The organism is Sphingobium sp. IP1 (assembly GCF_002708645.1).
In the GTDB taxonomy this organism is placed as follows: Bacteria; Pseudomonadota; Alphaproteobacteria; order Sphingomonadales; family Sphingomonadaceae; genus Sphingobium; species Sphingobium yanoikuyae.
This window is the reverse complement of sequence record NZ_NOIW01000022.1, coordinates 40,130-62,907: the sequence shown is the minus strand read 5'-3', so window position 1 is coordinate 62,907 and position 22,778 is coordinate 40,130. Positions and strand designations below refer to the sequence as shown.

At 66.2% G+C, this 22,778-nt stretch carries 24 protein-coding genes and 1 tRNA gene; 17 read left to right on the top strand and 8 right to left on the bottom strand.

Annotated features, from left to right (window positions below):
- The first annotated feature begins 44 nt into the window (after positions 1–44).
- From CG471_RS10255 to CG471_RS10225, 7 genes are all read left to right on the top strand, one after another.
- A complete protein-coding gene (locus CG471_RS10255; protein WP_099231805.1) occupies positions 45–950 on the top strand; it encodes a YihY/virulence factor BrkB family protein in 906 nt (301 codons plus the stop codon).
- 63 nt (positions 951–1,013) lie between these two features.
- Positions 1,014–1,089: transfer RNA gene (locus tag CG471_RS10250), tRNA-Trp, on the top strand.
- Between the two features lie 174 nt (positions 1,090–1,263).
- Positions 1,264–1,467: a preprotein translocase subunit SecE gene (gene secE, locus CG471_RS10245; protein ID WP_004207893.1), complete on the top strand. Its 204-nt coding sequence runs from the start codon at positions 1,264–1,266 to the stop codon at positions 1,465–1,467.
- 36 nt (positions 1,468–1,503) lie between these two features.
- Positions 1,504–2,040 (top strand): transcription termination/antitermination protein NusG, encoded by a 537-nt coding sequence (gene nusG, locus CG471_RS10240; protein ID WP_004207894.1) that lies wholly within the window; start codon positions 1,504–1,506, stop codon positions 2,038–2,040.
- A 269-nt stretch (positions 2,041–2,309) separates the two neighbouring features.
- Positions 2,310–2,741, top strand: a complete 432-nt coding sequence (gene rplK, locus CG471_RS10235) for a 50S ribosomal protein L11 (RefSeq protein ID WP_004207895.1) — start codon at positions 2,310–2,312, stop codon at positions 2,739–2,741.
- 4 nt (positions 2,742–2,745) lie between these two features.
- On the top strand, positions 2,746–3,444 hold the full coding sequence (gene rplA / locus CG471_RS10230; protein ID WP_004207896.1) for a 50S ribosomal protein L1: 699 nt from the start codon (positions 2,746–2,748) through the stop codon (positions 3,442–3,444).
- Positions 3,445–3,760: 316 nt separating this feature from the next.
- On the top strand, positions 3,761–5,497 hold the full coding sequence (locus CG471_RS10225) for a DEAD/DEAH box helicase (protein WP_004207897.1): 1,737 nt from the start codon (positions 3,761–3,763) through the stop codon (positions 5,495–5,497).
- A 72-nt stretch (positions 5,498–5,569) separates the two neighbouring features.
- Here the strand turns inward: CG471_RS10225 and ybaL are convergent, their stop codons facing one another.
- The 3 genes from ybaL to CG471_RS10215 form a co-directional block, all read right to left on the bottom strand.
- Complete coding sequence (ybaL, locus tag CG471_RS10220; protein WP_099231804.1) at positions 5,570–7,204, bottom strand: YbaL family putative K(+) efflux transporter; 1,635 nt, start codon at positions 7,202–7,204, stop codon at positions 5,570–5,572.
- Between the two features lie 64 nt (positions 7,205–7,268).
- Positions 7,269–7,397, bottom strand: a complete 129-nt coding sequence (locus tag CG471_RS31235; RefSeq protein ID WP_257211493.1) for a hypothetical protein — start codon at positions 7,395–7,397, stop codon at positions 7,269–7,271.
- 53 nt (positions 7,398–7,450) lie between these two features.
- A complete protein-coding gene (locus tag CG471_RS10215; protein ID WP_099231803.1) occupies positions 7,451–7,834 on the bottom strand; it encodes a hypothetical protein in 384 nt (127 codons plus the stop codon).
- A gap of 190 nt (positions 7,835–8,024) precedes the next feature.
- On the opposite strand from CG471_RS10215, the gene rplU reads away from it, so the two are divergent.
- The 3 genes from rplU (at position 8,025) to CG471_RS10200 (ending at position 9,478) form a co-directional block, all read left to right on the top strand.
- Entirely contained in the window at positions 8,025–8,321 is a 297-nt protein-coding gene (rplU, locus tag CG471_RS10210; protein WP_004207901.1) for a 50S ribosomal protein L21, read from the top strand.
- Positions 8,322–8,348: 27 nt separating this feature from the next.
- Positions 8,349–8,618, top strand: coding sequence for a 50S ribosomal protein L27 (gene rpmA, locus CG471_RS10205; RefSeq protein WP_004207902.1), 270 nt, complete (start codon positions 8,349–8,351; stop codon positions 8,616–8,618).
- Positions 8,619–8,902: 284 nt separating this feature from the next.
- Positions 8,903–9,478 carry a GNAT family N-acetyltransferase gene (locus CG471_RS10200; protein ID WP_099231802.1) on the top strand — a complete coding sequence of 192 codons (576 nt, stop codon included), beginning with the start codon at positions 8,903–8,905 and terminating at the stop codon, positions 9,476–9,478.
- 36 nt (positions 9,479–9,514) lie between these two features.
- Here CG471_RS10200 and CG471_RS10195 read toward each other — a convergent pair whose 3' ends face one another.
- Positions 9,515–10,042, bottom strand: a complete 528-nt coding sequence (locus CG471_RS10195) for a GNAT family N-acetyltransferase (RefSeq protein WP_099231801.1) — start codon at positions 10,040–10,042, stop codon at positions 9,515–9,517.
- A gap of 54 nt (positions 10,043–10,096) precedes the next feature.
- On the opposite strand from CG471_RS10195, the gene CG471_RS10190 reads away from it, so the two are divergent.
- Genes CG471_RS10190 through CG471_RS10175 form a run of 4 tightly spaced genes read left to right on the top strand, consistent with a single transcriptional unit; the run spans position 10,097 to position 13,988 of the window.
- On the top strand, positions 10,097–10,777 hold the full coding sequence (locus CG471_RS10190) for a TetR/AcrR family transcriptional regulator (RefSeq protein WP_037517135.1): 681 nt from the start codon (positions 10,097–10,099) through the stop codon (positions 10,775–10,777).
- A gap of 30 nt (positions 10,778–10,807) precedes the next feature.
- Positions 10,808–11,902, top strand: a complete 1,095-nt coding sequence (gene obgE, locus CG471_RS10185; RefSeq protein WP_017499840.1) for a GTPase ObgE — start codon at positions 10,808–10,810, stop codon at positions 11,900–11,902.
- 34 nt (positions 11,903–11,936) lie between these two features.
- Complete coding sequence (gene proB, locus CG471_RS10180) at positions 11,937–13,067, top strand: glutamate 5-kinase (protein ID WP_099231800.1); 1,131 nt, start codon at positions 11,937–11,939, stop codon at positions 13,065–13,067.
- A 24-nt stretch (positions 13,068–13,091) separates the two neighbouring features.
- Complete coding sequence (locus CG471_RS10175) at positions 13,092–13,988, top strand: NAD(P)-dependent oxidoreductase (RefSeq protein WP_099231799.1); 897 nt, start codon at positions 13,092–13,094, stop codon at positions 13,986–13,988.
- A gap of 463 nt (positions 13,989–14,451) precedes the next feature.
- On the opposite strand, the gene CG471_RS10170 is transcribed toward CG471_RS10175, so the two are convergent.
- On the bottom strand, positions 14,452–14,976 hold the full coding sequence (locus tag CG471_RS10170) for a CvpA family protein (RefSeq protein ID WP_099231798.1): 525 nt from the start codon (positions 14,974–14,976) through the stop codon (positions 14,452–14,454).
- Between the two features lie 10 nt (positions 14,977–14,986).
- Positions 14,987–16,354, bottom strand: a complete 1,368-nt coding sequence (gene radA, locus CG471_RS10165; RefSeq protein WP_004207917.1) for a DNA repair protein RadA — start codon at positions 16,352–16,354, stop codon at positions 14,987–14,989.
- A gap of 89 nt (positions 16,355–16,443) precedes the next feature.
- Here radA and CG471_RS10160 point away from each other — a divergent pair, with 89 nt between their 5' ends.
- Positions 16,444–17,145, top strand: a complete 702-nt coding sequence (locus tag CG471_RS10160; protein WP_099231797.1) for an endonuclease/exonuclease/phosphatase family protein — start codon at positions 16,444–16,446, stop codon at positions 17,143–17,145.
- Between the two features lie 373 nt (positions 17,146–17,518).
- On the opposite strand, the gene CG471_RS10155 is transcribed toward CG471_RS10160, so the two are convergent.
- On the bottom strand, positions 17,519–18,241 hold the full coding sequence (locus tag CG471_RS10155) for an arylesterase (protein ID WP_099231796.1): 723 nt from the start codon (positions 18,239–18,241) through the stop codon (positions 17,519–17,521).
- Here CG471_RS10155 and CG471_RS10150 point away from each other — a divergent pair.
- Both CG471_RS10150 and CG471_RS10145 read left to right on the top strand, forming a co-directional pair.
- Positions 18,240–18,929, top strand: coding sequence for an ABC transporter ATP-binding protein (locus tag CG471_RS10150; protein ID WP_099231795.1), 690 nt, complete (start codon positions 18,240–18,242; stop codon positions 18,927–18,929). The two genes, CG471_RS10155 and CG471_RS10150, sit on opposite strands and share 2 nt — an antisense overlap.
- Positions 18,926–21,442 (top strand): ABC transporter permease, encoded by a 2,517-nt coding sequence (locus CG471_RS10145; protein WP_099231794.1) that lies wholly within the window; start codon positions 18,926–18,928, stop codon positions 21,440–21,442. The genes CG471_RS10150 and CG471_RS10145 overlap by 4 nt, the downstream gene beginning before the upstream one ends.
- 16 nt (positions 21,443–21,458) lie before the next feature.
- Here the strand turns inward: CG471_RS10145 and CG471_RS10140 are convergent, their stop codons facing one another.
- Positions 21,459–22,508 (bottom strand): transporter, encoded by a 1,050-nt coding sequence (locus CG471_RS10140; RefSeq protein ID WP_099231793.1) that lies wholly within the window; start codon positions 22,506–22,508, stop codon positions 21,459–21,461.
- Between the last annotated feature and the right edge of the window lie 270 nt (positions 22,509–22,778).

Below are 22,778 nucleotides of genomic sequence, written 5' to 3'. Positions count from 1 at the left end.
CCTATCGCCGTTCAGGCGCTACCCCTGTTCAGCAGGGGATAATCATGACCGAAACGATCGCCCAACAGGTGCATGTCGATGCGCCATGGAAAATCCCGCCGCGTGCCTGGTGGGAGATATTGAAGCGCGTCTATGCCGCCATGTCGGCCAATCATCTGGGCCTGCTGTCCGCCGGCGTCGCTTATTATGCCTTCCTGTCGATTGCCCCGCTGCTGGCCGCCGTCGTCCTCACCTATGGCCTGGTCGGCGATCCGCAGATCGTCGCCCGCCACATGCAGGCGATCATCACCGTCGTGCCCGCCGATGCCGCCCAGCTGATCAACGACCAGTTGCTGGGCATGGTCAGCGCGCGCAAGCCGGCGATCGGCTTCGGCCTGTTCCTGGCGCTGGGGCTGGCGGTCTATGGCGCGACCCGCGCCGCGTCCGCGATCATGGAGGCGCTCAACATCGTCTATGCGCAGAAAGAGGGACGCAACATCTTCGCCTTCTATCGCGTGTCGATGGGAATCACCTTTTCCGCCGTGCTGGTCGTAGTCGCCGGCGTCGTGACCGCGACGATCATCGGCCTGCTCCAGAAATTGCTGACCAACTGGGGACCGGGCGTGCTGTTCGCGATCAAGGCGACGACCTGGATCTGCGCCGGCCTGCTCGCCAGCAGCATCTTCGGCCTGATCTACCGCTTCGGCCCACATCGCCGCCGGGTGCAATGGCAATGGCTGACCGTAGGATCGATCGCCGCGACGCTGTTCTGGCTGGTGGCGACGCTCGCCGTCTCCTTCTACGTCTCGACCTTCGGCGATTACAACAAGACCTATGGTTCGCTCGCGGCCGTGGTGATCCTGCAGCTCTGGCTGTTCGTCTCCGCCTATATCGTGCTGCTGGGGGCCCAGATCAACGCGGAAGCCGAGCGTCAGACCAGCGCGCATATTCTTGTTGAAGAAGTTGCATAAAGTCGCTTGCCCTCCCCGATAGGCCACGCTAAAGCGCCCTCCTTCGCTGGCTCGGGCCAGTGCAGGAGTGTAGCTCAGTTGGTAGAGCGTCGGTCTCCAAAACCGAATGCCGTGGGTTCGAGTCCCTCCACTCCTGCCAAGCGAACTAGCCGCGAACCTTGAACAATCACGGGTTCGCGGCTAAGTGCGCTTAGCGAAGCATCGGTCGCGAAGCGCGACTGCCTCCCCCCGACACCGACTTATCGCGGGAAACGGGAAGGCGGACCGCCGTTTCGCGCTTTGGCATTGATTTTGAAGGTGAGCTGACAGCGCGATGGCGAAGACTTCTCCGAGCGAATTCGTCAATCAGGTGCAGACCGAAGCGAAGAAGATCGTTTGGCCGACCGGCCGTGAAACGATCATGACCGCGATCATGGTCGTCATCATGACCTCATTGCTGGGCATCTTCTTCTTCGGTATCGACACCTTCTTCGGTGCGATCGTCCAGTGGCTGCTGAGCCTCGCATCGGGTCGTTGAACGCTCGGCGTTCAAAAGGGAGTTTAAGACGGTAACATGGCGCGCTGGTACATCATCCACGCCTATTCGGGCTTCGAGAACAAGGTCAAGGAATCGATCCTGACCGAGGCCGAGCGCATGGGCCTGTCGCAACTGGTCGAGCAGGTCGAGGTTCCGACCGAAACCGTGACCGAAGTGAAGCGTGGCAAGAAGGTCCAGGTCGAACGCAAGTTCATGCCGGGCTATGTCCTCGCCAAGCTGGCGATGAACGACGACGTCTATCACCTCGTCAAGAACACGCCCAAGGTCACCGGCTTCCTGGGTTCGTCGGGCAAGCCCCAGGCGATCAGCGAGAGCGAAGCCGCCCGCTATTTCGGCGCCCAGAAGGAAGCCGCCGCCGCCCCGAAGCACAAGGTCAATGTCGATTACGAAATCGGCGACAGCGTCAAGGTGCTGGACGGCCCCTTCGCCAGCTTCAACGGCGTGGTCGAGGAACTGGATTTCGAAAAGAACCGGGTCAAGGTGTCGGTGTCGATCTTCGGTCGCGCCACCCCGGTGGAACTGGACTTCGAACAGGTCGAACTGTCGAAGTAAGCATCGCCGCAAGGCTGTTCAAAAAGGGTCGCCCGCTTTTCAGCCGGCGGCCCTTTTTGTTGGGGAAGCCCTGCGCTTTCGGCCGAATCGACCGAATGACAGACTCCCCCTTCCCTTTGGACAAGAAGGTCGCTATAGGGCCGCGCTTCCATGCCTCCCCTCGGGGCGGCTGGACATGTGCGGGAGGTTCCCTTGCGGGAGCCGCTAGACCGCTAAACTTGAACCGGCAGATCTGCCCAGCAGGCCTGCCAGCTATAGAGTGAGTGAAAATGGCCAAGAAGATTACGGGCTATATCAAGCTCCAGGTGCCCGCCGGAGCCGCCAACCCCTCGCCGCCGATCGGCCCTGCCCTGGGTCAGCGCGGCGTGAACATCATGGAATTCTGCAAGGCGTTCAACGCCTCGACGGAAAAGATGGACAAGGGCACCCCGCTGCCGACCATCATCACCGTCTATGCGGACCGTTCGTTCACCTTCGTGACGAAGCAGCCGCCGGCCACCTACCTGATCAAGAAGGCCGTCAACCTGAAGTCGGGCTCGAAGGAGCCGGGCAAGGTCGTCGCTGGCAAGATCACCCGCGCCCAGCTCGCCGAAATCGCCCAGGCGAAGATGGCTGACCTGAACGCGAACGACATCGACGCTGCAACGAAGATCATCGAAGGTTCCGCTCGCGCGATGGGCCTCGAAGTGGTGGAGGGCTAAGACCATGGCAAAGCTGACCAAGAAGGCGAAGGCCCTGGCGACCGCGATCGACCGCGAAAAGCTGCACGGCGTTGACGAGGCACTGGGCCTGATCAAGACCCACGCCACCGCCAAGTTCGACGAAAGCGTCGAAATCGCGATCAACCTGGGCGTTGACCCGCGTCACGCCGACCAGATGGTCCGTGGCGTCGTCACCCTGCCCGCCGGCACCGGCAAGGACGTTCGCGTCGCCGTGTTCGCCCGCAACGACAAGGCCCAGCAGGCGCTCGACGCCGGTGCCGACATCGTGGGCGCCGAAGACCTGCTCGAATCGATCCAGGCCGGCAACATCGACTTCCAGCGCGTCATCGCCACCCCCGACATGATGGGTCTGGTGGGTCGCCTGGGTAAGGTTCTGGGCCCCAAGGGCCTGATGCCGAACCCGAAGCTGGGCACCGTCACGCCGAACGTCGCCGAAGCCGTGAAGGCCGCCAAGGGTGGTCAGATCGAATTCCGCGTCGAAAAGGCCGGCATCATCCACGCTGGCCTCGGCAAGTCGAGCTTCTCGGCTGAAGACCTGCGCAAGAATTTCGACGCATTCGTCGACGCGATCGTCAAGGCGAAGCCCTCGGGCTCGAAGGGCAAGTATGTCCGCAAGATCGCCCTGTCGTCGTCGATGGGTCCGGGCGTGAAGGTCGACGTGGCCGAAGTCGCCTCGATCTGATCCCGCTGGGATAAGAATTAAAGGGGCCGCCTTCCCTCCTTGCGGGGGAAGGCGGCCTTCTTATTTTATAGGACCAGCCGCTCACTCAAGAAGCGGCCCGAGGGCCATAAGGCCGGGCAAAGGGGCATTCGCCGCCTGCGCCATAGGGGGACACCCCTCCACCGTCGGCGATGTCGACGGTCCCCCTCCCCCGACAAGGGGAGGATTTTGGAACCAGGGACGCGACCTACCCCTGGGCTCTCCACGGCGGGAGCATGGCAGGTCTTCACGTATCCGTCGGGAATGGCGGGTCGCTTTACCGATGGAAAACGAAAAAATGTCTTTTGAACATCTCCCCTCCATGCTCGCCCAGGCGCTGACCACCAAGGGTTATGAGAGCCTGACCCCGGTCCAGTCCGAAGTGACGCAGGACGAAGCGCAGGGCCGCGACCTGCTGGTGTCGGCACAGACCGGCTCGGGCAAGACCGTCGCCTTCGGCCTGGCCATGGCCGCCGAACTGCTGACCGGCGGCGACAAGCTGCCCGTCGCCGGCCTGCCGCTGGCGCTGGTGATCGCGCCGACGCGCGAACTGGCGCTGCAGGTCAGCCGCGAGCTGGAATGGCTCTATGGCGCCGCCCGCGCCCGCATCGCCACCTGCGTCGGCGGCATGGACGCCGCCAAGGAACGCCGCGCGCTCAGCCATGGCGCCCATATCGTCGTCGGCACCCCCGGCCGCCTGCGCGACCATCTGGAACGCGGCGCACTGGACCTGTCGGGAATGCGCACCGTCGTCCTCGACGAAGCGGACGAAATGCTCGACATGGGCTTCCGCGAGGACCTGGAAGGCATATTGGACAGCGCGCCGGAAGATCGCCGCACCCTGCTCTTCTCCGCCACCATGCCCAAGCCGATCGTCGCGATGGCCAAGCGCTATCAGTCGGACGCGCTGCGCATCTCGACCGTGGGCGAAGAACGCGGCCATGGCGACATCAGCTACCAGGCCGTCACCGTCGCCCCGTCGGACATCGAGAATGCGGTGGTCAACCTGCTGCGCTATCATGAAGCCGAAACCGCGATCCTGTTCTGCGCCACCCGCGACAATGTCCGCCATCTGCATAGCAGCCTGACCGAGCGTGGCTTCGCCGCCGTGGCGCTGTCGGGCGAGCATAGCCAGAATGAGCGCAACCACGCGCTTCAGGCGCTGCGCGACAAACGCGCGCGTGTCTGCGTCGCCACCGACGTCGCCGCACGCGGCATCGACCTGCCCAGCCTGACGCTCGTGGTCCATGTCGAACTGCCGCGCGACGCCGAGACGATGCAGCACCGTTCGGGCCGCACCGGTCGCGCCGGCAAGAAGGGCACCGCCGTCCTGATCGTCCCCTATCCGCGTCGCCGCCGTGTCGAATCGATGCTGCGTGGCGCCAAGATTCCGGTCGAATGGGGCACCCCGCCCAGCAAGGAAGCGATCCTGGAACAGGACAATGCCCGCCTGCGCTCGACCCTGATGGAAAAGGCCGAGCTGGACGAGGCCGACTGGGCGCTGGGCGCCGAGCTGCTGGCGGAAAAGTCGGCCAAGGAAATCGCCGCGATGCTGGTGAAGAGCGCCCGCGCCTCGCTGCCCGCGCCCGAGGAACTGCTGGACCGCAGCGAAGCGCCGCCGCGCCAGGAAGGGCCGCGTCCGGGCTTCGAGGATACCCAGTGGTTCCGCATGGACATCGGTCGTCGCCAGAATGCCGATCCGCGCTGGATCCTGCCGCTGATCTGCCGTCGTGGCCATGTGTCGCGCGGCGACATCGGCGCGATCCGCATCACCACCAACGAAACCATGTTCGAAATCCCGCGGGCGATCGCCAGCCGCTTCATGTCGGCCGTCAAGCGCTCGGGCGAGGCCAATGACGAGGGCGCCGACGTGGCGTTCGAGATGATCGACGGCGCCCCGCGCGAGCAGGCCCGCGACAATCGCCGCCAGGGCAACCGCTCGAACGACCGTGGTCCGCGTCCGGCCGGTTACGCACCCCGCCCCTTCAAGGGCGGACCCAAGCGTCCGGGCGGCCCGCGCAAGCCGCGTGGCTAAGGCCCGCAACATGACGTCCTGAAAAGGGCGGTGAACGATCGACCATCGTTCACCGCCCTTTTTCTTTGCCTGTCAGCCGACGCCGCAAAGCTGCAGCATGCGCCCGGCCAGTTCGCGTTCGCCCATGACGACATGGCGCACGCCCAGCGCTTCGAGATGCGCGACCTCGGCATCGCTATGGGCGCGGGCGATCACCTGCAAATTGGGGTTGAGATGGCGGGCATGCTCGTTGATTGCGCCGCCCTCGAACCCTTCGGGGACGGCGATCAGCAGATAGCGCGCCTCGCATATGCCTGCGGCCAGCAAGTGCCGGTCCTCCAGCGCATTGCCGCGCACCACCGACAGGCCGGCCTCTTCCGCCTCCTCGACCCGTTCGGGGTCGCCCTCGATCACCACGAACTGGACATGACGCTCGGCCAGGCGCTTGGCGATCAGCTTGCCGACCCGGCCATAGCCGACCAGGATGACATGGCCGAGGCGCGGCTGATCGGTCGCGGTGTCGGCCTGCGCCTCATCCTCCTCCTTCTTGTGATCGCGCACGATCAGCGAGAAGAGGATCGGGTTGATGAAGATCGACACGATCGCACCGGCAAGGATCAGGTCGCGCGCCTCAGCCGGCAAGACGCCCAGCCCCGCCCCCAGCGACGCGAGGATGAAGGAAAATTCGCCGATCTGCGCCAGGCTGGCGGCGATCGTCAGTGCCGTGACATTGGGATGGCCAAAGGCGCGGACGATGCCCCAGGCGGCGATCGACTTGCCCACCACGATGATGAGGACAGTGGCCAGCAGCGGCAGCGGCTGTTCCACCACCACCGCCGGATTGAACAACATGCCGACCGACACGAAGAACAGCACCGCAAAGGCGTCGCGCAGCGGCAGCGTCTCCTCGGTCGCGCGACGGCTGAGCGGGGTTTCGCCCAGGATCATGCCGGCAAAGAAGGCCCCCAGCGCAAAGGACACGTCGAATACGATGGCGGCACCGAAAGCTACACCCAGCGCAATGGCCAGCACGGCGAGGCGGAACAGCTCGCGCGACCCGCTATGCACCACCCAGTGCAGCGCCCAGGGGATGAGGCGGCGGCCGACAACCAGCATCAGCACGACGAAGCCGACGACCTTGAGCAAGGTGCCGACCAGCGGCGCGATCAGGGCACTCGCCCCACCGCCCGCATCGGCGTTGTTCATCACCCCCGCCAGCGCCGGCAGCAGGACGAGGGCAAGGACCATCACCAGATCCTCGACGATCAGCCAGCCGACCGCGATCCGGCCGCGCCGGGTTTCGACCAGGTCCGCCCCCTGCAGCGCGCGCAGCAGCACGACCGTGCTGGCGACCGACAAAGCCAGGCCAAAGACCAGCCCGCCCATCAGCGGCCAGCCCATCAGATAGCCAAGGCCCATGCCAAGCAGGGTTGCGACCGCAATCTGCACGATCGCGCCGGGCACGGCGATCGCCTTGACCGACAATAGATCCTTGAGCGAGAAATGCAGGCCGACGCCGAACATCAGCAAGATGACGCCGATTTCGGCCAGTTCATTGGCGAGGCCGCTGTCGGCGACGAAGCCGGGGGTGAAGGGGCCGACCATGATGCCGGCGACCAGATAGCCGACCAGCGGCGATAATTTCAGGCGATGGGCGACGGCGCCCATGATGAAGGCCACGACGAGGCCGGCAACGATCGTCCCGATAAGGGGCGTGTGGTGGGGCATGAAATTCCTTCCCTGTCCGCCGGCAGCAGGCCTTCATCCTGCCGCCGGCGCGGAACATTGTCTATTATTCGACGATGCCGAGCATCGCGATCGAGAGCAGGGCGCCGGCGGCACCGAGCCCTGCCATGACGACGGGCATGAACCAGCCGGGCGGATTGCGCCGGCCACCGCGCATCTTTCTTTTGCGGGGCATGATCTCAATTCCTTCTGTCTGACGGACGCCCGCCATGGCGGGCGAGGAAAATGTCAGAGGAAGGCAGGCGGGGCGCGGGCGCGGCGACTCCGCGCGCGAAGATGGCTGTAGCGGCCTGCCCGCAGCGGCAGGGGGGCGTCGGGCGCCCGACGGCGCCAGGAGAGCATGAGGGCGAGCGCCGCCGCCAGCAGCCAGGGCAAGGCGACCCCATCCCCATCAGGGCGGGGCGCGCGGGCCAGATGCGGCGCGGGCAGCGAGCGCGCCTTGAGCACCACGCCGGTCGTGGCGGAACTGAAGGCGGAGCCATTGAGCTTGCTGGAAGGCGGACCGTCCGGCGCGATCGCACACAGAAGCGCGACCAGGATCGCAGCCCACAGCGATGCGATGAAGGGCAGCCTGCCCTTGCCGGTCGCATCCTGGGGATGTAATCTGCTCATCGGCGCTTATATTCCCTTCCATCCCCGATGTAGGAAGACTAAGAGCCAAAAACCAGCCCACAAGCTGGGCCCATGGCGGTTGACAGAATCGAGTCATTCCACTACCGGGCCACATTCCCGCGCGGGTCGAACAGGCTTTTTGTCCTCGACGATCTGCGTAAAGCAGATTTGAACGAGAAGAGACCAAGCCATGTTCGCTATCGTGCGCACGGGCGGCAAGCAGTATCGCGTCGCCGCCGGAGATAAGATCGTCGTTGAAAAGCTCGCTGGCGAAGCCGGCGACAAGGTTACGCTGGACGACGTCCTGCTGGCCGGCGAAGGCGGCGACCTGAAGGACGCAGCCAAGCTGACCGTCGCAGCCGAAATCATTGCGCAGGCGAAGGGCGAGAAGGTCATCGTCTTCAAGAAGCGTCGTCGTCACAACTATCGCCGCAAGAACGGCCACCGCCAGAATCACACGATCCTCAAGATCGTGTCGATCGCCTGAGCGCAGCTTAGATAAGGAGTTTAGGTCATGGCACATAAGAAAGCTGGCGGTTCGTCGCGTAACGGTCGCGATTCTGAGTCGAAGCGCCTTGGCGTGAAGAAGTTCGGCGGTCAGGAAGTGATCGGCGGCAACATCATCATTCGCCAGCGCGGCACCCGCGTATATCCCGGCCGTAACGTCGGCATGGGCAAGGATCACACCCTCTTCGCCCTCGGCGAAGGTCGCGTCGTGTTCCACGACGGCAAGCTCGGCCGCAAATATGTATCGGTCGACGCGGTAGCCGCGGCAGCCGAATAACGGACGATCGATGACGGGTCGTCCTTCGCAAAAGGGACGTCCCGCCTGATCGGTTGCGCACATAAGTGCGTCGATCGGGATCGAGGGAAAAAAGGGCGCCCCTTCACAGGGAGCGCCCTTTTTCCGTTCTGACGAACATCACCGGGCACTCCTCCCGATTTCCCTCAAACCTCTGGAACTACTGGCCTTCTCGCGCGTCGTGCGGGCGGGGCTCAGCCAGAGAAGACCGTCGTCAAGCCGTCATGATTGGCAGCTATTGGCGCGCACGAAGAGGAGAGACGTGAATGTTCGCCCGTACCCCCCGCCTGCTGCTGCGGCCAGGCTGGATGGAAGATGCCCCCGCCCTGGCCCAGGCCATCGGCAATGACGCGGTCCTGCGCAATCTGAGCCGCGCACCCGCCCCCTATGACCTGGCCGATGCCGAAGCCTTCCTGGCGCTGCCGCAGGATTCGCGCATGCCGCGCCTGCTGGCCTTCACCCGCACCCAGGGCGCGCCGCGCCTGGTGGGCGGCTGCGGCATCCATGAGGCCGAGGATGGCACGCCGGAACTGGGCTATTGGATCGCCCGCCCCTATTGGGGCCTGGGCTTCGCCACGGAGGCGGCCCGCGCCGTCATGAGCATCGCCCGCGCGCATAATCTGCCGGCAGTCCGCGCCGTTCATTTCGCCGACAATCGCGCGTCGGGCCATGTCCTGCGCAAGATCGGTTTCCGCGCCAATGGCACGATCGAGCGGCGCTACAGCCCCGCCCGCGGGGCCGAGGCCGACTGTCTGGTCTTCGACGAGGGCGAGGCCGCCCGCATGAGCGTGGACTTTGCCCTGGACCTATATGGCGACGCGCTGCCGGCGCTTGCCGCTTGACTGGAGTGTGCGGGCGCCGATCAGGGCGCCCGCGTCTCACCTCTGACAGGGCCGATCGAAGACACGGGTCGGCGCGCCATGGAAATCGACTTCGGCCAGCGCGGCAAAGCCCAGTTTCTCCGCCACCTTGATCGACCCGCCATTGTCGGGCGCGATGATGCAGCGGATTGACGGCGCCGCCAGATGCGCATCGGTCCAGGCGAAGATCGCCGCCATCGCCTCGGTCGCGATGCCGCGCCCCCAGGCGGCCGGCCCGAGCACCCAGCCCGCTTCCGGCACGCCGTCCAGTTCGGCCAGCCCCCGCGCCGCGCTGAGCAGCCCGGCCTCGCCCAGCAATTCGCCATTGGCGCGATCCTCGATCGCCCACATGCCATAGCCGAGCAGCGCCCACATGCCGGCATAGCGCAGGATGCGGAACCAGACCGCCTGCGCATCGAGCGCCGCGCCGCCGATGAAGCGCACCACGTCCGGATCGGCCCATAGCGCCTGGCAGGCGGGATAATCCTCCACCCGGTGCGGGCGCAGGATCAGGCGGTCGGTGGTGAGGATGGGTGCATCGGTCATCGCCAATCTATGGGCGGCCGCGCATGGGCCGGTCAAGCGACCCCGCACATGGCTATGGCCTTCCCCCGCCCCCTGTGTCATGGGCAAGACACGTTGCCCGAACCGATACCCCTCAAGCGCTCGCGCCTCAGCCCCGACGAAAGTCGCCTGATTGCGCTGGAAGCCGCCCGCGACCTGCTGCTGGAAGCGGGGCCGCAGGCCGTCACGCTGAAGGCGGTGGGCAATCGCATCGGCCGCACCCACGCCAATCTGCTCCATCATTTCGGATCGGCCGCCGGCCTGCAAAAAGCGCTCGCCGGCTATCTGGCCGACGCCATCACCGCCACGATCGGCGACGCGGTGAACGCTGCCCGGCGTGGCGAGGTCGAACCCCGGCGGATCGTCGACATGACCTTCGACGCGTTCGACGCAGGCGGCGCCGGTGCGCTGGCCAGCTGGATGCTGGCGTCGGGCAATGAGGATGCACTTGACCCGGTGGTGGATGCGATCCACCGGCTGGTCGACAAGCTGGCCGCGACGGCACTGCGCCCGCAACTGGCCGAGGTGATCCGCGACAATACGCTGATGCTGGTCCTGCTGGCGCTGGGCGATTCGCAGATGGGCGGCCCGATGGCCGCTGCACTGGGCCTCAACCGCGAGAAAGCGCGCGAACTGGCGGCCCGTAGCCTGGTGTCCGCCCTGACCGAAGAAGCGCGGTTGACGGCGACGGCAAAAGTGTCGCAAGCTAAGGTTTAATTTTGCCCAAGAAGACGCTATGGGCGCGCCATGCATTTTCTCGATCAAGCAAAAATCTATATCAAGTCCGGCTGGGGCGGTCCCGGCGCGGTCAGCTTTCGGCGTGAAAAATATGTCGAATATGGCGGCCCGGACGGCGGCAATGGCGGCAAGGGCGGCGACATCATCTTCGAGGCCGTGGCCGGCCTCAACACGCTGATCGACTTCCGCTACACCCAGCATTTCAAGGCGCAGCGCGGCATGCCCGGCATGGGCAAGAACCGTTATGGCGCCGGCGGCAACGACCTGGTCGTCAAGGTGCCGGTCGGCACCCAGATCCTGTCCGATCCCCAGCCGATCGAGGGGACCGAGGACGAAGACGGCTATCCCGAATATGAGGAACAGGAAATCCTGGCCGACTTCACCGAGGTGGGGCAGCGTGTGAGCTTCCTGCGCGGCGGCGACGGCGGCCGTGGCAACCTGTCCTACAAGACCAGCACCAACCGGGCGCCGCGCCAGCATGGCACCGGCTGGCCGGGCCAGGAAATGTGGGTCTGGCTGCGGCTCAAGCTGCTGGCCGATGTCGGCCTGGTCGGCATGCCCAACGCCGGCAAGTCGACCCTGATCAACCAGGTGACGAACACCAAGGCGAAGGTCGGCGCCTATGCCTTCACCACCACCAAGCCGCAGCTTGGCGTGGTGCTGCACCGTGATCGCGAATTCGTGCTGGCCGATATTCCCGGCCTGATCGCGGGCGCGGCCGAGGGCGCGGGCATCGGCGACCGGTTCCTGGGCCATATCGAGCGCTGCCGCGTGCTGCTGCACCTGATCGACGCGACCGGCGACGATCCGGTCGAAGCCTTCCGCATCGTCACCGACGAACTCGCCGCCTATGGCGGGGGGCTGGACGAAAAGCCGCAGATCGTCGTGCTCAACAAGGGCGACCTGCTGGGCCAGGAACTGATGGAAGACATTGCCGAGCAGCTGCGCGAGCAGGCCGGCGTGGAAGATGTCTTCATCATCTCCGGCGCGACCGGCGAAGGCGTCACGCCGTTGCTCGACGCCGTGCTGGAAATGCTCGACGAGGATCGTGAAGAGGACGACGCCGACGACAGCGACGGCGAAGCCACCTGGTCGCCGATCTGAACGGATCACCCCGCCCTCCTATTCAGTAGCGATCATGACCGACACTCTGTCCGGCTTTCCCCCTGCCCTGGTCCGCCGCCTGGTCATCAAGATCGGGTCGGCGCTGCTGGTCGATCCGGCCGGGGAAGTGCGCGTCAACTGGCTGCGCACGCTGGTGGCCGATGTCGCCGCGCGCAAGGCGGCCGGGCAACAGGTCATCATCGTGTCGTCGGGCGCGATCGCGCTGGGCGCGCGCCGGCTGAAGCTGCCCAAGGGCGGGCGCGGCAGCCTGGAGGATGCGCAGGCGGCGGCCGCCACCGGCCAGATCGCCCTGTCGCAATGCTGGGCCAGCCTGCTGCATGAAAAGGGCATCACCGCCGCGCAGATGCTGGTGACGCTCGACGATCTGGAGCATCGCCGCCGCTATCTCAACGCCTCGGCCACGCTGGAGCGGCTGATGGCGCTCGACGTCGTGCCGGTGGTGAACGAGAATGACAGCGTCGCCACGGCGGAAATCCGCTTTGGCGACAATGATCGCCTCGCGGCGCGCATCGGACAGGCGGCACGGGCCGACGCGGTTGTGCTGCTGTCGGACGTGGACGGGCTTTACACCGCCAACCCGCACGCCGATGCGAATGCCATGCTGATCGAGAGGATAGAGCGCATCGACGCGCGCATTGCCGCCATGGCCGACACCGGCTCGGCTTCGGGCATGGGATCAGGCGGCATGGTGTCGAAGATCCAGGCGGCGCAAATCGCCACCGGCGCCGGCGCCCATCTCGCCATCATCTCGGGCAAGGTCGACGCCCCGCTCAGCCATTGGGCCAATGGCGGCCGCGGCTCCATCTTCCTGGCCGCCGAAAGCCAGGGCGCGCGCAAGGGCTGGCTCTCGGGCCGCCTCACCGTGCTTGGCCGGATCATCGTCGATGCCGGCGCCGAAGCCGCTCTGGGCAAGGGCAACAGCCTGTTGCCGGCCGGCGTCGCGCGGGTCGAGGGTGTGTTCGCGCGCGGCGACGTGGTCGACATTCTCAATCAGGACGGCCGGGTGATCGCCCGTGGCCTGACCGAATATGACAGCGAGGCTGCCGCGAAGATCGCCGGCCGCCGCAGCGAGGACATTCCCGCCCTGCTCGGCGAAATGTCCCGCTCCGTGCTGGTCCATCGCGATCATATGGCGATGGTCTGACCTATTATGTCCCTTAGAATTGCCATGACCGGCGCGACGGGTTTCGTCGGCGCCGAAACGCTCGATCAGGCGCTGGCCGCCGGTCTTCAGGTCAACGCCCTCACCCGCCGGGCGCAGCCGCCGCGCGCGCATCTCAAATGGGTGCCCGGTTCGCTCGACGATACCGCCGCGCTCGACACGCTGGTGCGTGACGCCGATGCCGTGATCCATATCGCGGGCGTCGTGAACGCGCCCGATCGAGAGGGGTTCGAGGCGGGCAATGCGCGCGGTACGATGGCGGTGGTCGACGCCATGCGCAAACGCGGCGTGCGCCGGCTCGTCCATGTCTCCTCGCTGGCCGCGCGCGAGCCGGGCATGTCGGACTATGGCTGGTCGAAGGAACTGGCCGAACGCCATGTCAAGGCCAGCGGTCTCGACTGGACGATCGTGCGTCCGCCCGCCATCTACGGCCCCAATGACCAGGAAATGCTGGAACTGTTCCGCATGGCCAAGCGCGGCATCATGCTGCTGCCACCCGGCGGCCGGTTGTCGGTGATCCATGTCGCCGATCTGTCCCGCCTGCTGCTGACGCTCGCCTGCGAAAAGGAGCAGAGCCAGACCCGCACCTATGAGGCGGACGATGCGACGCCCGGCGGCTGGGACCATCAGGAATTCGGCCAGGCGATCGGCCGGGCCGTGGGCCGCACTGTCCGCACCTTCGCGACGCCGCAATGGCTGCTGGCGACCGCCGCCCGGCTCGACCGGCTGGTGCGCGGCCGCAACGCCAAGCTGACCCCCGACCGGGTCGATTATTTCTGCCATCCCGACTGGGTCGTCGCCAAGCGCAAACAGCCGCCCAAGCGGCTGTGGACGCCGCAAATCCCGACCGAGGAAGGGATCAAGGCCACGGTCGAAGCCTATCGCGCCAAGGGCTGGCTGTAGCCCGCCCAAGGACACAATTCCGCGCGGGTCACGACCGAAGTTCACAGTGTAAACGGCCTTTTCGGGGCATTTGCACCTGCTTCGCCCCCATGATGCACCGCCCACGCACCGGTAACGCGCCATGACAGGTTCGGCAGACGCGCCCGGCGCGCGCCGACAAGGCCCCACCCGCGCACCTGCGCAGCGACAGCGACGCACCCGTCGCGCGCCATTTGCATGGATAGCGGAGGCAGGATGAGCGGCAGCGTCATGCCCCAGCTTAGAGCAGGGCAGATCTGTAGGACAGCGGCATGCGGGATTGACGGATCGAGTTTCGATCAAGCACCGCCCATCCCATCATCGTCACCCTGAACTTGTTTCAGGGTCCATTCCTCCCAATAGACCAATGGTTTGTTAGGCTTGATGGATGCTGAAACAAGTTCAGCATGACGTCGGTGGGATGGCCGTAAGCCATCCAACCCGGTCACGCCGCCGGATCGGACTCCGCCGGTTTCTGCGCGCGCTGTTCGTCGACAAATTCGCTGACCGCCTTGCCGCTGGCGTTGAGCAGCGGATAGGTGCGGGCGTCGGACAGCCAGTCGGGGCGGCGCGCGCCGCTGCCGTAGAATGTGTCGTAGACGAGGGAGAAGGCAAGGAAGACCAGGGTCGCGCCAATCAGGCCCTTGATCGCGCCGAAGCCGCCGCCCAGCACCCGGTCGATCGGGCCGAGCACCGACTGGCGGGTGCGCTGGCCGATCGCGCGAGCGAGCAGCTTGCCTGCGCCGAAGGTGACGGCGAAGATCAGGAAGAAGGCCAGCACCGCCGCCCCGCTCTCGCTGCCGACGAAGCTGGTCAGCAATTCGGTGACGGAGGCATGGAACAGGCTGATCGCGAAGATGCCCGCGACCCAGGCGATCAGCGACAGAGTTTCGGTCACGAACCCGCGCAGCAGGCCGAATATGGCGCAACCGCCGATGAGGAGGAGGACGAGGATATCGACGGCGTTCATGCCGCGCTGGCTATCCGCGCCCGAGCATCTGGTCAACCAGCTGTGCAAGGGTGCGGAAGCCGCTGACCGAAATCCCCTTCACCCCATCCGCGCCCGACGCCGGCACGAAGGCGCGGTTGAAGCCCAGTTTCGCCGATTCCCGGAGCCGCAGCGGCGTGTGCGAAACGGGGCGAATTTCGCTCGACAGCGCAATCTCACCGAACAGCACGACATCGGCGGGCACCGGCCGTTCCGACAAGGCCGACATCAAAGCGGCGGCGACGGCGAGGTCGGCGGCGGGATCGGACAGGCGATAGCCGCCCGCGACATTGAGATAGACTTCGCAGGTCGAGAAGCTGAGGCCGCAGCGCGCCTCCAGCACGGCGAGGATCATCGCCAGCCGGCCGCTGTCCCAGCCGACCACCGCGCGCCGGGGCGTTGCCCCGCTCGACAGCCGCACGACCAGCGCCTGGATCTCGACCAGCACCGGCCGCGTCCCTTCGAGCGCGGGGAAGACGGTGGCGCCCGTCACCGTCTCGTCGCGATTGGTGAGGAACAGGGCGGACGGATTGGCGACCTCCTCCAGCCCCTCGGCAACCATCGAGAAGACGCCGATCTCGTCGGTGCCGCCAAAGCGATTCTTGATCGCGCGCAGGATGCGATATTGGTGGCTGCGCTCACCCTCGAACGCCAGCACCGTGTCGACCATATGTTCCAGCACGCGCGGACCGGCGATGCTGCCATCCTTGGTGACATGGCCGACCAGGATCAGCGCGGTGCCACGCTGCTTGGCGAATTTGATCAGTTCCTGGCTCGACGCGCGCACCTGGCTGACGGTGCCGGGCGCGCCCTCGATCAGGTCGCTATGCATGGTCTGGATCGAATCGATGATCAGCAATGCGGGCGGCACGCCCTCGCTCAGCGTCGTCAGGATATCGCGCACCGATGTCGCGCTCGCCAGTTGCACCGGCGCATTCCCCAGGCCCAGCCGCTGGGCGCGCAGCCGCACCTGGTCCGACGCTTCCTCGCCGCTGATATAGGCGACCGTCAACCCGCGCGAGGCGACCCGCGCCGCCGCCTGCAGCAACAGGGTCGACTTGCCGATGCCCGGATCGCCGCCGATCAGCGTGGCCGACCCCGGCACGATGCCGCCGCCCAGCGCCCGGTCGAACTCGGCGATGCCGGTGCTGGTGCGCGCGGGCAGTTCCACCTTGCTGTCGAGGCCGATCAGGGTGATCGCCCGGCCACCACCCTGCAGGTCATGCTTGGCGGAAAAGACGGTTTCGGCCGCTTCCTCGACGATGCTGTTCCATTCGCCGCAGTCATCGCACTGCCCCTGCCACCGGCCGGAGACGGTGCCACATTGCTGACAGACGAATTTGCGCTTTGCCTTGGCCATGGTCCACGCATAACAGAACATAAAAGGAACACAAACGCGATCTTGCATCGAGGCTGGAAACCCCCGCGCCGCTGGCGCATTGAAGCAGCATGTCCGCCACGATCCGCGTCGCCAGCTATAATATCCGCAAGGCCATCGGTACCGACCGCCGCCGCTCGCCCGAGCGGGTGATCGACGTGCTGAACGAGGTGGATGCCGACATCATCGCGCTGCAGGAGGCCGACCGGCGCTTCGGCATACGCTATGCCGCGATCCCGCCGCTGCTGCTCGACCGCCAGAGCGGATACAAGCCGGTGCCGCTCAATGTCCAGACCGACAGCATGGGCTGGCACGGCAATGCCATCATCGTCCGCAAGGAGGCGGAGGTCGCCGCCTATGACGTGCTGCACCTGCCCTGCCTGGAGCCGCGCGGCGCGACCATGGCGGAGGTCGCGATCAAGGGCGCGACGCTGCGCGTGTTCGGCATGCATCTCGACCTGTCGGGCCTGTGGCGGCGCAAGCAGGCGGCGGCGGTGATCCATGCCGCGGCGCAGGGTCATGCCCTGCCGACGGTGCTGATGGGCGACCTCAACGAATGGAGCGCCGAGCGCGGTTGCCTGGCCGACTTTGCCCGCCATTACAGCTTCGCGCCCTGCGGCCGCAGCTTTCACGCGCGCCGCCCGGTCGCCCGGCTCGACCGGATCATGCATTGCGGCCGCATCCGCCTGGTCGACAGCGGCGTCCACGAAAGCGCCGCCGCGCGCAAGGCGTCGGACCATCTGCCGATCTGGGCGGAATTCCGGCTGGGGTAAAGGCGGGCGCGTGTTGGGGGACGGCTGAGGATCTGAAAACAACCATCTCCCGTCATTGCGAGCGTAGCGAAGCAATCCACCGGCGCGAGATGGATTGCTTCGCTACGCTCGCAATGACGATGTCGGGCTTTGACGGCTAACGACCAGAAGTGGACATTCCTCCCCGGAACGGGGAGTTCAATGGAGACACGGGTCTCCATTGAACAGACGCGAAGCGCTGACGGAGGGGCAGGTGCCTCTTGGCGCTGCGCTATCCGGCCTGTGCCCCTCCACCACTCGCTACGCGAGCGGTCCCCCTCCCCGTGCCGGGGAGGAATGTCTTGTTCCCACCCATTTTAGCCATTTTGACGGACACCCGATTTTCGCCCGCGGTCTACTCCCCCAACTGCCTGGCCACCAACGGCGCGACCTTGGCGGTGATGCGCTGGACGCCTTGCGGGTTGGGGTGGATGCCGTCGGGCAGCAGCAGGCTGCGCTGGCCGATCACGCCGTCGAGGAAGAAGGGGTAGAGTAGCACGCCGTGCTTCTTTGCCAGATCGGGATAGATCGGGTTGAAGGCGGCGGCATAGTCCGGTCCCATATTGGGCGAGGCCATCATGCCGGTCAGCATCGCCGGGATACCGCGCTTGGCAAGTTCGGTCAGGATGGCGTCGATATTGGTCCGGGTCGCCTGCGGGCTGAGGCCGCGCAGCATGTCGTTGCCGCCCAGGCCCACGAGGACCAGGTCGGGCTTGCGCGGCAGGCCGTCGAGGCCGAAGGCGAGGCGGGCGAGGCCGTCCGCGCTGGTGTCGCCCGACACGCCGGCATTGACGACATGGGCCTTGATCCCCTGTTGTGACAGGGCTTGTTCAAGGATTGGCGCAAAGCCCTGATCCTGCTGAAGATTATAGCCGGCATAGAGGCTGTCGCCGAAGACAACGACCAGCTTGCCATCGGCGATTGGCTGTGTCGCCTTCGCTGTCATGTTCGCGGCGCTATTGTCGGCGGGGGCAAGCGCCTGCTCCTTCGTTGGGGAACAGGCGGCGAGCAGTTGGACAAGCAGCAGCGAGAACCCATATAGCCGGAAACCGTTCGCCAAGGAGCCTTCCTTCTTCATGCATGCGACCATCGATGCCCCCCATATCGCGATCCAGGCGCGCAATGTCACCCTCTCGCTCGGCAACACGCAGATATTGAAGGGGATCGACCTGGATATTCGTCGCGGCGAGAGCCTGGCGATCTTGGGCGCGTCTGGATCGGGCAAGTCATCGCTGATGGCGATCCTGTCGGGGCTGGAACAGGCGAGCGGCGGCACGGTCAGCGTGGCGGGCGTCAATTATCGCGCGCTCGACGAGGATGGGCTGGCGCGGGCGCGGCGCGGGCGGATCGGCATCATTCTGCAATCCTTTCACCTGTTGCCGACGATGACGGCGCTGGAAAATGTCGCCGTGCCGCTGGAACTGGCGGGTCTGGCCGATCCGTTCGAGCGGGCGGCGCGGGAATTGACGGCGGTGGGCCTGAGCCATCGCCTGTCCCATTATCCCGCCCAGCTATCGGGCGGCGAGCAGCAGCGCGTGGCGATCGCGCGGGCCATGGCGCCCGATCCGGCGATATTGTTCGCGGACGAACCCACGGGAAATCTGGACCAGGCGACCGGCACCGCGATCATCGACCTGCTGTTCGCTAGGCAGCAGGCGAGCGGCGCGACCCTGCTGATCATCACCCATGATCCGGCGCTGGCGGCGCGGTGTGACCGGACCGTCGAGATGCGGGACGGGCAGCTGAGCGGCGAGGTTGCCGCGTGACGCCATTGGGGTGGGGGGCAAGCTGGCGGATCGCGCGGCGCGACCTGCATGCCGGATTCCGCGGCTTGCGGCTGCTGTTCGTCTGCCTGTTCCTGGGCGTGATGACGCTGGCGGCGATCGGCAGCCTGACCAGCGCGATCACCGGCGAGATTTCGGCGCGGGGGCAGATGATCCTGGGCGGCGATGTCGAGATAGCCATGACCCAGCGGGTGATGGACGCACGCGACCAGCAGGCGATCGCGCGGCTGGGCCGGATGAGCGAGACGGTGCGGCTGCGCGCCATGGTCCACAAGGGCGGCGGGCTCGAGGCGCCGCCGCTGCTGACCGAGTTGAAAGGCGTGGACGATGCCTATCCGCTTTATGGCACGCTGGCGTTGCAGCATGGACGCTATGCGCCGCTGGCGGCCGACCGCATCCTGATCAGCCCGGCCCTGGCGGAGCGGATGGCGATCGGCGTCGGTGACGCGCTGCGCTATGGCACGGCCGATTTCACGGTGGCGGCGATCATCGCCGACGAGCCGGACCGGGTGGGCGAGGGCTTTACCCTGGGGCCGGTGGCGATCGTGTCGATGGACGGGCTGGACCGCACCGGACTGATCCAGCCGGGCAGCCTCTACCGTGCCAAATATCGGCTGCGCCTGCCGGCCGGGGCGGATGCGCAGGCGCTGCGCGAGCGGCTGGAGAAGCGCTATGTCGAGCAGGGCTGGGAATATAAGGACCGCGAGCGGGCAGCGCCGGGCACCAACCGCTTCATCGAGAATATGGGCCAGTTCCTGTCGCTGATCGGCCTGGCCGCGCTGGTGATTGCCGGGATCGGCGTCAGCAATGGCGTTGCGTCCTATCTGGCGATCAAGCGCGGCGCGCTGGCCACTTTCAAGGTGCTGGGCGCGACATCGGCCGATATCCAGCGCATCTATCTGCTGCAGATCGGGGTGGTTGCGGGGCTGGCCATATTGGCCGGGCTGGTGGCGGGCGCGCTGTCGCCGCCCTTGCTGGTCTGGGCGGCGGGCGACATGCTGCCGGTGGCGCCGGGCTTCCACCTCTATCCGCTGCCGCTGGCGACGAGCGCCGCCTATGGCCTGCTGATCGCGCTGATCTTCACGTTGCCGCCGCTGGCCCGTGCGCGGACCGAGCCAGTGGCGGCGATCCTGCGCACTCTGGTCGACGGGCGGCGGCGGATCGACCGGCACACGCTGGCGCTGGTCGGCGGAGCGATCGCGCTGCTGGTCGCGGTCGTGCTGCTGACGGCGCGTACGCCGATGTTCGCAGCGGCGATGCTGGGCGCCATTACGGCGACCCTGTTGCTGCTGCTGGCGATGGGGCAGGGGATAAAGTGGCTGGCGCGGCGCATGCCCCATGCGCGGCGGCCGCTGCTGCGGCTGGCGCTTGCCAACCTCCATCGGCCCGGCGCGCAGACCGCGGCGCTGACCGTGGCATTGGGGCTGGCGCTGACCCTGTTCGTCACGCTGGCGGCGATCCAGACCAGCATCCAGGCGGAGATTGGCCGGACCGTGCCGAAACAGGCGCCCAACCTGTTCATACTCGACATGCCGGCCGGGGCGGAGGCGCAGTTTCGCGCCTTGATGGCCAGGCGCGTGCCGGCGGCGAAGCTGAATGTCGTGCCGATCCTGCGTGGCACGGTGACCGGCTATTCGGGCAAGCGCGTCGCCGACCTCAAGGAAAAACCGGAAGGGGCGTGGATCCTGCGCGGCGAGCGCGGCGTCACCTATAGCGCGACCCTGCCGGAGGGGAGCGAGATCGTGGAAGGACGCTGGTGGCCGCGCGACTATGTCGGGCCGCCGCTGGTGTCGCTGGACGCCGACCAGGCCAAGGCGCTGGACATCTGGGTCGGCGATCGCATTACCGTGTCGATCCTGGGCCGCGAGATCGAGGCGCGGGTCGCGTCGCTGCGCAAGATCAACTGGGACACGATGGGTTTCAACTATGTGATGGTCTTTTCGCCGAGCACGCTGGCGTCGGCGCCGCACAGCCTGACCGCGACGATCAGCCTGCCCGACAAGCGCCAGGAGCAGGCGGTGACCAGCGCGCTGCTGGCGAGCTTCCCCGGCGCGTCGGTGATCGAGGTGGGGCAGGTGATCGGCCAGGTGTCCGGCTTGCTGGACCAGATGTCGGGGGCGATCCTGGCGGCGGCGTCGGTGACGGTGCTGGCGGGTGTCGCCGTGCTGATCGGCGCGATCGCGGCCGGGCGGCAGAGCCGAAGCTATGACAGCGTGGTGCTGAAGCTGCTGGGGGCGACGCGCGGCCAGATATTGGGGGCGCAGGCGCTGGAATATGGCGTGCTGGCCGGGCTGCTGGCGCTGGTGGCGCTGTTGCTGGGTGGGGCCGCCGCCTGGTATGTGGTGGTGCAGCTGTTCAGCTTTGGCTGGGCGCCCGACTGGGGCGTGGTGCTGGTGACGCTGGCGGGCGGAGCGGTGCTGACGCTGGGGATCGGCCTTGCCGGATCGATCCCGCTGATGTCGGTGCGGCCCGCAAGGGCGCTGCGGCAGCTATAGAGGGGATGCCCCGGCGCTATTGCGGGGGCATCTTCATGTAGAGCGGCAGGGTGAGGCTGAGGAAGAAGGCCTCGCCCTTCAGGCGGTTGGTGGCGTCGAGTTCCTTGAAGGCGCGCAGGCGGAAGGTCGCGGGCGAGCGGCCCATGGTGACATTGAGCGCGGCCGTGCCGCCGACGCCGACCACCTCACCCCGGAAGGCACCGAGCAGGGCGCCGCTGCTCTTGTCATCGCTGATCTGCTTGAGCCAATAGCCCTGGGCGCCGATGGAGAATTTCTTCGACAGCGCCTTTTCCACCGATCCTTCGAGGTGGAACTCGTTGCCGCTGTCATATTCCGTATAGTCATTCTTGCCGTTGAAGGTGACGCCGGTCTTGCCGGTCAGATCCCAGCCGCTCTCATCATCATGCAGGCTGAGCGCCAGCGAGGTGTCGACCGCCCAGCGATGCAGCGCCAGATTGGCCAACTGATCCTCGCGATAATGGCCGACCGGGATGTTGACCATGCTACTGGCCTGGATGTGGAGCTTGCCCGCCTTCCAGCCGAGCATGGTGTTGAACACCGGATCGCCGACGACCAGCGCGGAATCATGGACGTTGAGGCTGCGCAGATTGCCGAACGGGCCGGTAACGACGGCATTGGCATCGATCATCGGCGCACCGACCGGCACGGTCACGCCCATCGACAATGTGCCGCCCAGGAAGTTGGTGGAGGGCACGACCAGCGTCGTCAGGAAATCGGCGACGATCGTTGCATCGAGGCCGGCGACGACATTGCCGCCGACGACGAATTCCTTGCTGGCGCTCGCGCTGCCATTGTAGATGTAAATGGTGTCGTCGAAATAGACACCCTCCAGCGGCGGCATCACGGCGGTCGCTGGGCCGCCGGTGCCGGGAACATAGAGGCTGGCTGCGCCCTCGACGGCCTTCGCCGGGGTGCTGATCGCACCGGCCAGCGGCAGGAGAACGCCCAGCAGGCAGGTCTTCACGTTGCGCATCATCTGTCCCCAATTTCCCTGAAGGCCATGAAGCCCGGTGCCATCATCCATCGGCGCGGCGGGTGGGGCCATCGGGATAATCCCCGATCCGGTTGGGGGACGCTCGCATCGCAGAAAACCCTATGATCGATGCTAAGATCAGGAAAATGCACGATAACCATGCTTTCCTCTCGCCAAGCAAAGCGGGACATGGCAGATTTTCCGCTGCCAGGCTCCACGTGGACCATGACGGAAAGGCCGATATTGGCGGCTTTGCGCGCTGTCGGGGCAATATCGGCCGATGCGGGGGAAAACCCCCATTGTTTCAGGCGGGCGGGCCGCAAAGATAGGCGGGCTCATCAT